This is a genomic window from Streptomyces nitrosporeus (assembly GCF_008704555.1).
Lineage (GTDB): Bacteria > Actinomycetota > Actinomycetes > Streptomycetales > Streptomycetaceae > Streptomyces > Streptomyces nitrosporeus.
The window spans coordinates 4,356,218-4,365,747 of record NZ_CP023702.1; the positions used below are offsets into that span (position 1 = coordinate 4,356,218).

Annotated in this window: 9 protein-coding genes and 1 pseudogene; 9 read left to right on the forward strand and 1 reads right to left on the reverse strand. The window is 72.3% G+C overall.

What is annotated here, in order from left to right:
• Positions 1-46: 46 nt before the first annotated feature.
• Positions 47-751 (reverse strand): 4'-phosphopantetheinyl transferase family protein, encoded by a 705-nt coding sequence (locus CP967_RS19435; protein ID WP_150489179.1) that lies wholly within the window; start codon positions 749-751, stop codon positions 47-49.
• Between the two features lie 111 nt (positions 752-862).
• Between CP967_RS19435 and fabG the strand changes: the two genes are divergently transcribed.
• The 9 genes and pseudogenes from fabG (at position 863) to sbnB (ending at position 9,485) form a co-directional block, all read left to right on the forward strand.
• Positions 863-1,609, forward strand: coding sequence for a 3-oxoacyl-[acyl-carrier-protein] reductase (gene fabG, locus CP967_RS19440; RefSeq protein WP_150489180.1), 747 nt, complete (start codon positions 863-865; stop codon positions 1,607-1,609).
• A complete protein-coding gene (locus tag CP967_RS19445) occupies positions 1,606-2,370 on the forward strand; it encodes a thioesterase II family protein (RefSeq protein WP_190175395.1) in 765 nt (254 codons plus the stop codon). The genes fabG and CP967_RS19445 overlap by 4 nt, the downstream gene beginning before the upstream one ends.
• A 279-nt stretch (positions 2,371-2,649) precedes the next feature.
• Positions 2,650-3,585, forward strand: a complete 936-nt coding sequence (locus CP967_RS19450; RefSeq protein WP_150489181.1) for a TauD/TfdA family dioxygenase — start codon at positions 2,650-2,652, stop codon at positions 3,583-3,585.
• Between the two features lie 72 nt (positions 3,586-3,657).
• Positions 3,658-4,635, forward strand: coding sequence for a TauD/TfdA family dioxygenase (locus tag CP967_RS19455; RefSeq protein WP_150489182.1), 978 nt, complete (start codon positions 3,658-3,660; stop codon positions 4,633-4,635).
• A gap of 28 nt (positions 4,636-4,663) precedes the next feature.
• Positions 4,664-5,626, forward strand: coding sequence for a beta-ketoacyl-ACP synthase III (locus CP967_RS19460; protein WP_150489183.1), 963 nt, complete (start codon positions 4,664-4,666; stop codon positions 5,624-5,626).
• Positions 5,627-5,770: 144 nt separating this feature from the next.
• Entirely contained in the window at positions 5,771-6,016 is a 246-nt protein-coding gene (locus CP967_RS19465) for an acyl carrier protein (protein ID WP_167535409.1), read from the forward strand.
• A gap of 21 nt (positions 6,017-6,037) precedes the next feature.
• Positions 6,038-7,417 (forward strand): annotated as a pseudogene (locus CP967_RS19475) (condensation domain-containing protein).
• Positions 7,414-8,427: a 2,3-diaminopropionate biosynthesis protein SbnA gene (gene sbnA, locus CP967_RS19480; RefSeq protein WP_150489187.1), complete on the forward strand. Its 1,014-nt coding sequence runs from the start codon at positions 7,414-7,416 to the stop codon at positions 8,425-8,427. Before CP967_RS19475 ends, sbnA begins: the two are co-directional and overlap by 4 nt.
• Positions 8,421-9,485, forward strand: coding sequence for a 2,3-diaminopropionate biosynthesis protein SbnB (gene sbnB, locus CP967_RS19485; protein WP_150489188.1), 1,065 nt, complete (start codon positions 8,421-8,423; stop codon positions 9,483-9,485). Before sbnA ends, sbnB begins: the two co-directional genes overlap by 7 nt.
• Positions 9,486-9,530 lie beyond the last annotated feature (45 nt).

The following is a 9,530-nucleotide window of genomic DNA, read 5'->3' on the forward strand; positions in this document are numbered from 1 at the left end:
GGCCGCCGGGACCGTCCGGGCGGCCCCGGGCGGCCGGGCGCGTGCCTCACCGTTCCCGTGGCGGCACCGTCACCGCCGTGAGCACCAGGCCGCGGCCGGTGTGCCAGCGTCCGTCGAAGCCGGTCAGCGGGGGGCCGGACGGGGTGGTGCCCGGGACCAGGAGGGCGGCGGTGAAGGTGCCGTCCGGGCGCAGGGTGACGCGGGCGTCGTGGAAGCCGAGCCAGCGTCCCGTCAGCGGCGACCACGCCTTGTAGACGGACTCCTTGGCGCTGAAGAGCACCGTGTCCCAGTTGACGTCCGGGCGGCGGGCGGCGAGTTCGCGCAGGGCGGCCTGTTCGCCGGGCAGGCTGACCAGATTCAGCACCCCCTCGCTGCGCAGCGGCCGGTCCGGTTCCACGTCGATGCCGAGGGAGGCCGCCGTGGAGTCCCGGGCCACGGCCGCCGCCCGGTACCCCTCGCAGTGGGTGAGGCTCCCCACCATCCCGTCCGGCCAGCGCGGCGCGCCCCGCGGTCCGCGCAGCACCGGACCGGGAGGGATGCCGAAGCCGGCCAGGGCGGCGCGGGCGCAGTGCCGGACGGTGGCGAACTCCGCGCGCCGCCGGTCCACGGCCGTCGCGACGAGGGCCTCTTCCCCGGGGTACAGGAAGGCGTCCGGGCTGTCCTCGAAGGTGTCCACCACGGTGACCGACGGGGGGAGGAGGGGGGCCAGTACGCCGGCGAGCGCGGGGCCGCCGGCCGGGAGCAGTGTCATGGGCGGCCACGCTACCGGGGCGCCCCGTGCGCTCCGGCGGCGCTGGATGCCGTATAGGCCGGATATAGCCGTTGAACGCACGCTCGACTCATTCGAACGGATGGGGGCAGCATGCCGGACCAAGAGGCACAGGTGGCACTGGTGACCGGGGGGTCGCGCGGAATCGGGCGGGCGGTGGCCACCCGTCTCGCCCACGACGGTTTCGACGTCGCGCTCTGCTATCGCGCCGACGACGCGGCCGCGGAGCAGGTCGAGAAGGAGATCCGGGCCGCGGGCAGGCGCGCCCTCGTCCGCCGGGTCGACGTGGCCGACCGGGTCGGTGTCCGGGCGTTCGTCGCGGACGTCGAGTCGGGGCTGGGCCCGGTGTCGGCGGTGGTCACCTCGGCGGGTATCACCCGTGACCGGCCGCTGGCGCTGATGTCGGACGACGAGTGGGACTCGGTGCTGAGCACCAACCTCGACGGCACCTACAACCTGCTGCGCTCGGTGGTCCGGTCGATGATCCGGCGCCGTACGGGCACGGTCGTCACCCTCTCGTCGGTGGCGGGTGTCGTCGGCAACGCGGGGCAGACGAACTACTCCGCGTCCAAGGCCGGGATCATCGGCCTGACCCAGGCGCTGGCCAAGGAGTTCGGGCGCTACGGGGTGCGGGCCAACGCCGTCGCCCCGGGATTCATCGACACCGAGATGGTCGCCGGGGTGCCGGAGGCCATCGTGAAGGACGCGCTGACCCGCATCCCGATGGGGTGTTTCGGCACACCGGAGCAGGTCGCCTCGCTGGTCTCCTTCCTGGCCTCCCCCCAGGCCGAGTACATCACCGGCCAGGTCATCCGCATCGACGGAGGCGTGGCGCTGTGAGTGCCTCCTCCGAGACCTGGTTCCGCAGGTACCCGCGCGGCTCCGCCCCCAGGGTGCGGCTGGTGTGCTTCCCGCACGCCGGCGGCAACGCCCAGCTGTTCCACGGCTGGTCGTCGCGGCTGCCCGCGGACATCGAGGTCCTCGCCGTCCGGTACCCGGGCCGGCAGGAGCGGATGGGTGAGCCGTGCGTCGAGTCGATGGACGAGCTGGCCGACCGGGTCTCGGAGGCGCTCACCTCCTACAGCGGGGTACCGACGGCGCTTTTCGGCCACAGCATGGGTGCCTCGGTGGCGTACGAGGTGGCGGCCCGGCAGGAGGCCGCGGGCGGTGAAGGGCCCGTCGCGGTCCTGGTGTCGGCGCGCAACGCCCCGCACCACGCCTCGCCCACCGCCCTGCACCGGGCGGCCGACGACGTGCTGGTGGCCGGGGTGTCCCGGCTGGGCACACTGGGCGGCGACCCCTATGCCGTACCGGAGCTGCGCGAGCTGCTGCTGCCGGTGCTGCGTTCCGACTACAAGCTCATCGAGACCTACCGTCCGCACCACCCGGCGGTGCTGCGCGCACCGGTCGTCGCGTACGCGGGCGACCGGGACCCCGGGGTCTCCCACGCCCGGCTGACGGCGTGGGGCGAGCTGACGACCGGCGGTTTCACACTGCGGTCGTTCCCCGGAGACCACTTCTACCTCGCCCCCCGGGAGGCGGAGCTGACCGCGGACATCGCGGAGCGGCTGGCCCGGATCCCGTCCGGACTGCGGGCCTGAGCACGTCCGGACTGCGGGCCTGAGCACGTCCGGGGCGGGGTCCGGGCACAGCCGGCGGGCCGGAAGCACCCGCCCGGGCACGGCCGCACGGGGTCCACGCGGCCGGTGTGCCGAAGGGCGCACCCGGAGCCGCCGGAGGCTCCCGCGGCTTTCACGCACGGCTTTCACCGCACGGCTTTCACCACCGCACGGCTTCCACCGCACGGCTTCCACCGCACGGCTTCCACCGCACGGCTTTCACCACGCGGCTTTCACCACAACAGCGAGAGGAGCGGCACCGTGACGACTGCGACGTCCTGGGCGCCACTGGAGATCGAGGCGAAGGGCGAGGGCGGTACGGCCGAGCTGCTGAGCCGTCTGGACGGGCTGGAACCCGGCCTGGCCGCCACCCTGGTCAAGGAGAAGGCCCTGGTCTTCCGGGGCTTCGGGATCACCCCCGGGACACTGGACACCGCCCTGGACCGGCTGCTGCCGAACCGGCTGGCGTACGTCCACGGCAACTCGCCCCGTACGAAGGTCGGCGGCAACGTCTACACCTCGACCGAGTACCCGCAGGAATTCACCATCTCGATGCACAGCGAGATGAGCTACGCCCACGCCTGGCCGTCCCGCCTCGCCTTCTACTGCCAGATCCAGCCCGGCACCGGCGGCGCCACCCCGGTGCTGGACGCCGAGCGCTGGCTGGCCGTCCTGGACGAGGAGGTGCGCGACGCCTTCGCCGGGGGTGTGCGCTACGTCCAGAACCTGCACGACGGCTACGGCCTCGGCAAGAGCTGGCAGGACACCTTCGAGAGCTCCGACCGCGCGGAGGTGGAGGCGTTCCTGAAGACCGCCGGCGCCGAGTGGGAGTGGCGGCGCGACGGCAGCCTGCGCGTCGAGTCCTACCGCCCGGCCACCGTCGAACACCCGGTCACCGGGGCGGAGGTGTGGTTCAACCAGGCCGACCAGTGGCACCCGGCCGGACTCGGGGACGACACCGCCGCCGAACTCGCCCAGATCCTCTCCGAGGACGAGCTCCCCCAGTCGGTGCGGTTCGCCGACGGCAGCCCGATCCCCGCCGAGTACGTCGCCCAGATCCGCGACCGGGGCCTGGAGGCGGCCGTCGACGTCGACTGGTGCCAGGGCGACCTGCTGCTCATCGACAACGTGCTGCTGGCCCACGGGCGCAGGCCGTTCACCGGGGACCGCCGGGTTCTCGTCGCGATGTCCGACTGACACGGCGGACCACAGAACCGATACGGCGGACCACGGAACCGACACGGCGGATCACGGAGCGGACCACTGATCATGACGACCATCACCTCGGAAGAGACACCCGCCGGCTGGGCGGGCGAGGGGACGGTGCCCGGGGTACGGCGCCCCGATGCGCCCGGCACCGGCATCCACGAGTACATCGACGCGAACCGGGCGGAGCTGCGCGCCCTGCTCACCGAACGCGGCGCCCTGCTGCTGCGCGGGTTCGAGGTGGGCGGCGTCGACGGCTTCGACGGGACCGTCCGGGCTTTCTCCGGCACCCCGCCGCTGGCGTACGCCGAGCGTTCCTCACCCCGCAGCACCATCAAGGGCCAGGTCTACACCTCGACCGACTACCCACCGGACGAGGAGATCTTCCTCCACAACGAGAACTCCTACCAGGCGGTGTGGCCGCGGACCCTGTACTTCTTCTGCGCCGAACCGCCCCTCACCCAAGGCGCCACCCCGCTCGCCGACATCCGCCGGGTGCTGCGGGCCGTCGATCCCGGGGTCAGGGCGGAGTTCGAGGCACGCGGCTGGCAGGTGGTGCGCAACTTCCACGCCGGTTTCGGGGTGCCGTGGCAGGAGGCGTTCAACACCTCGGACAAGGACGGGGTGGTGGCGTACTGCCGGGAGCGCGGGATCGACGCCGAGTGGCGGCCCGACGGCGGGCTGCGCACCACCGCGGTGCGCAAGGCCGTGCACCGCCACCCGGTCACCGGCGAAGAGGTGTGGTTCAACCACGCGACGTTCTTCCACGTCGGCACCCTCGCGCCGGAGGTCGGCGCCGGACTGCGCGCGATCTTCGCCGACGAGGACCTGCCCACGAACACCTTCTACGGGGACGGCGGGGCCATCCCCGACGAGGTGGCCGACCACCTGAGGGCCGCCTACCGGTCGGCCTCGGTCCGCTTCGACTGGCAGCGCGACGACGTCCTGGTCGTCGACAACATGCTCGCCGCGCACGCGCGCGAGCCGTTCACCGGACCGCGGCGGATCGCCGTGGCCATGGCAGAGCCGTCGGACGCCTGACGCCGACGGACCGATGGGGAGACCACGGATGTTCGAGTTCGAGACGTACGGATCACGGATCACGGGACTGGCGGTGTACCGGCCGGCCCGGCTGGTGTCCAACGAGGAGCTGTCACCGCTGACCACGGTCTCGCCCGAGTGGATCGAGGGCCGGACCGGTATCAGAACCCGCCACCACGCCTCCGAGGAGGAGGACCTGGTCACGATGTCGGCGGCGGCGGGCGAGAAGGCGGTCGTCTCGGCCGACATCGACCCCGCCGAGGTGGACCTGACGATCGTCGCCAGCGCCACCCGCCGGCGCCGGATGCCCGGCATCGCCCCCGAGGTGGCCAGCCGGATCGGCCTGCCCAACTCCGGTGCGTACGACCTGAACGCGGTCTGCGCAGGCTTCACCTACTCACTGGCCATGGCCTCCAACGCGGTGCGCCTCGGCGAGGCCCGCAACGTGCTGGTCGTCGGCGCCGAGCGGACCAGTGAGTGGATCGACCCGAACGACCCCGACACCTTCGTCATCTTCGGAGACGGAGCCGGAGCCGCGGTGGTCTCCCGCTCGGACCAGCCCGGCATCGGCCCGGCGGTCTGGGGCAGCGACGGCGCACGGCACGACGTCCTCGGCATCACCGAGAAGGCGGACGGCCGGGAGTACGTCGCGATGAACGGCCCGCTCGTCTACAAGTGGTCCACGGCCACCATGCCGGAGGTCGCCCACCGGGCGTGCGCCGCCGCCGGGATCGAACTGAAGGACATCGACTGGTTCGTGCCGCACCAGGCCAACAACCGGATCATCAAGACCCTCGCCGCCAACCTGGAGCTGCCGCCGGAGCGCGTCGTCAACGACGTCGTCGACACCGGCAACACCTCGGCCGCCTCGGTGCCGCTGGCGCTGAACAGGCTCAAGGACAGCGGCCGCGCCACCCCCGGCGACAACGTCCTGCTGCTCGGCTTCGGCGCCGGGCTGACGTACGCCGGCCAGGTCGTCCGGATGCCCTGACGGGCCCCGGCATGCCGCCCCGGGCGCACCGCCCGGGCACAGCCCCGGGCCCCGGACCGCACCACCGCACCACCGATCACCGCACCACCGATCACCGCACGTACATCCACGCCCCGCGCGTGCCTACCGATGGAGAGACAGGCCATGACCCGAGACGAACTGATCGTCGAGATCATCAACCTCACCCTGCGCACCGCCCCGGACCTGGACGCCGAGGTCACCGCCGACTCCAGCTTCGAGGAGCTCGGCATGGACTCCCTCACCCGTATCGACCTGCTGGCCGCGGTGGAGAAGGCCTTCAACCAAACAGTTCCCGACGAGAAGGTCGGTGACCTGCTGCGCGTGTCCGACGTCGCCGACTTCCTCGCCGCGGACAAGGCAGGAGTCTGACCCATGGCCCACACGGACCCCATGGGCGGGGCGAAGCCCCTGTCGGTGGGCCAGGAGGGGCTATGGCTGCTCCATGAACTGGCCCCCGGCAGCGCGACCTACAACCTCGCGGGTGGTGTCCGGATGGAGCCCGCGCCGGACCCTGAGGTCCTGGCGCGGGCGGCCCGGGCGCTCACCGGACGGCACCCCATGCTGCGTTCGGTGTACGTCGTGGCCGACGGAAGTCCCCGGCGGGTGGAGAAGGCCCCGGGCTAGACCGGCGAACTCGTCGTACGCGACGTCCCGGACGCGGACGACGCACAGCTGCGGAGCCTCGTCGAGGCGGAGGCCGCGACCCCCTTCGAACTCTCCGGCGAGGGCCCCTTCCGGCTGGTGCTCTGGCGGCGCCGCACGGATGCCGTGCTGCTCGCCCTGACCCACCACATCGCCACCGACGCCGCGTCCCAGTGGCTGCTGTGGCGCGATCTGCTGGACGCCTACCGGGCGTACGCCGGCGGCGGTGAACCGGAATGGGCCCCCCTCGCCGTCCCCTACGACCACTTCGTGGAGAGCGAGCGGGCCCTGCTCGACTCCTCGCGCGGGCAGCGCCAGGCGGAGTTCTGGCGCGAGCAGTGCGAGGGATCGGGCCCCGCCGAACTCCTCACGGACAGGCCCCGGCCGGCCACGTCCTCGTTCACCGGAGCCAGCCTCGTCCGCCGGCTCCCCGACGAGCTCGCGGAACGGCTGAAGCGGGCCGCGGCCGAACAGGAGATCTCCCAGTTCGCCCTGGCCCTCGGCTCCCTCCAGGCCCTGGTCAACCGGTGGTCCGGGCAGACCGACTTCCTGATCGCCTGCCCGGCCTCCGTACGCCGGTCGGCCGCCAAGGAGGTCATCGGCTACTTCGTGAACCCCGTGCTGATCAGGGCCGTACTCGACCGGCGCACCCCGATCGGCGAGGTCACCGCCGCCGCCAACGAGCGGCTCAGGCAGGCCACCGCACGCGCCACCTACCCCTATCCGCTGGTCGCACGGGCGGCCGCGGCCGACGGCCCGCTGTACCGCATCTCCATGACCATGGTCACCACGGACGCCTTCGGTACGGAGCTGGGCGGGGCGGTCGCCGGGGTGCCCATCGACGTCGCCGGTGTGACCACCACCTACCTGGAGATCCCGCATCTGGAAGGCCAGTGCGACATCGCCATCGAGGTGACCCGGGACGTCCACGGCCTCACCCTGGCCCTGCGCTACGACACCGCGCTCTTCGAGAAGGCCACCGCGGAAAGCCTCTTCGGCCAGTTCATCCGCATCATGACGGCGGCCGGCGACACCCCCGAGGTGCCCCTGTCCCGTCTTCCGCTGACGGACGCGGCCGAGAAGCGCTCGCTGCTGGCCATGGGCGGCGGCGCGGGCGTGGCCTCATGAAGCCGCCGGTGCTGCGCGGCATCCTCGACGGCGTGGGCAACACCCACCTGGTCGAACTCGGCGGGCTGCTGCCCCGCTTCGGGTCGCGTGTCTTCGCGAAGCTGGAGGCGTTCAACCCCGGTGGCAGCGTCAAGGACCGCTCGGCGCTCTCGATGCTGCTGGGCAGGATCCGCAGCGGGGAACTGGTGCCCGGACGGTCCACCGTCGTGGAGTCCAGCTCCGGCAACCTGGCGATCGGTATCGCGCAGATCTGCCGCTACTACGGCATCGACTTCATCTGCGTCGTCGATCCCAAGACCACCCAGCAGAACCTGGCGATCCTGCGTGCCTACCGGGTCGCCGTCGAGATGGTCACCGAGACCGACCCGGAGACCCGCGCCTACCTGCCCGTGCGGGTACGGCGGGTACGCGAACTGGTCGCCTCGATCCCCGGCGCGTACTGGCCCAACCAGTACGCCAACCCGCTCAACCCGCTGGCCCACGTGCAGACGATGCGGGAGATCGCCGAGGCGCTGGACGGACGGGTGGACTACCTGTTCTGCTCCACCGGCACCGGCGGCACCATGACCGGCTGCGCGCAGTACATCCGGGAGCAGGGCCTGGCGACCACCCTCGTCGGGGTCGACGCGATGGGCAGCGTCCTCTTCGGCGGACCGTCCGCGCCGAGGCTGCTCCCCGGGCACGGTGCCGCGGTCAAGCCGGCGCTCTTCGACCCGTCACTGGCCGACGAGGTCGTCCTCGTCTCGGACCTCGACTGCGTCGTCGGCTGCCGGACGCTGACCCACCGCGAGGCGATCCTCGCGGGCGGCTCGTCGGGTGCGGTCACCGCCGCCCTGACGAAGACCGCGGGCCGCATCCCGGCCGGCAGCAACTGCGTGATGATCTTCCCCGACCGCGGGGACCGCTACCTCGACACCATCTACTCCGACGACTGGGTGCGCGCCCACTTCGGAGAGGTCTCACATCTGTGGAACGAACCCGAACACACACTGGCGGTGGGCGCATGCTGATCCTCAAGCACGGTGAAGTGGCAGGCCTGCTGGCCGGCCGTGAGAAGGAGGTCATCGACCTCGTCGCAGCCGCCTACCAGCGGCACGACGAAGGCCGGACGGTGCTCCCGCACTCGGTCTTCCTGCGGTTCCCCGACCGGCCCAGGGACCGGATCATCGGCCTGCCCGGATACCTCGGAGAGGCGTCGCACGAGGGGACCGGGGCCGCCCCGGCCCCCGGTCACCGGGGCGAGGAGGCGTCCGGGGCCGGCGAGGTCGCCGGAATGAAGTGGATCTCCTCCTTCCCCGGCAACGTCGCCGCCGGACTGGAACGCGCCAGCGCCGCCGTCCTGCTGAACTCGCTGGACAACGGGCACCCCGAGGCCCTGATCGAGGGCTCCCTGATCTCGGCCAGGCGGACCGCGGCCTCCGCCGCGCTCGGCGCCCGGGTACTCCTCGGCGGCCGCAGGCCGACCGGGCTCACCCTCATCGGCACCGGGGTCATCAACCGCGAGGTGCTCCGCTTCCTGGCCGCCGAACTGCCCGGCCTCGACTCGCTGGCCGTCCACGACACGGACATGGCACGCGCCAAGCGCTTCACCGCCGATCACGCCCGCCTGCTGCCGGGCGCGAGGATACGTCACTGCGCCACCCTGGACGAGGCGCTCGGCGCCCATGACCTGGTGTCCTTCGCGACGACCGCCGCCACCCCCCACACCGGCCTGGACGCCTGCCCGCCCGGAACCGCCGTGCTCCACATCTCGCTGCGCGACCTGACCGTGCCGGCCGTCCTCGGCGCGCACAACGTGGTCGACGACACCGACCACGTGTGCCGCGAGCAGACCTCGCTGCACCTCGCGGAACAGCACACCGGCGGACGGGACTTCGTCCACGCCCCGATCGGCGCGCTGCTGCGAGGGACGGCCCGGCCCGTGCCGCGGGACGGGAAACCACTGGTGTACTCCCCGTTCGGCCTGGGCGTCCTGGACCTGGCGCTGGCCGCCTTCGTCCGGGACGAGGCACGGCGGGGAGGCATCGGGACCCGCATCGACGGATTCCTGCCGGGCCCGACGCTCTGAGAACTCCCGACGCTCTGAGAACTCCCGACGTTCTGAGAACTCCGG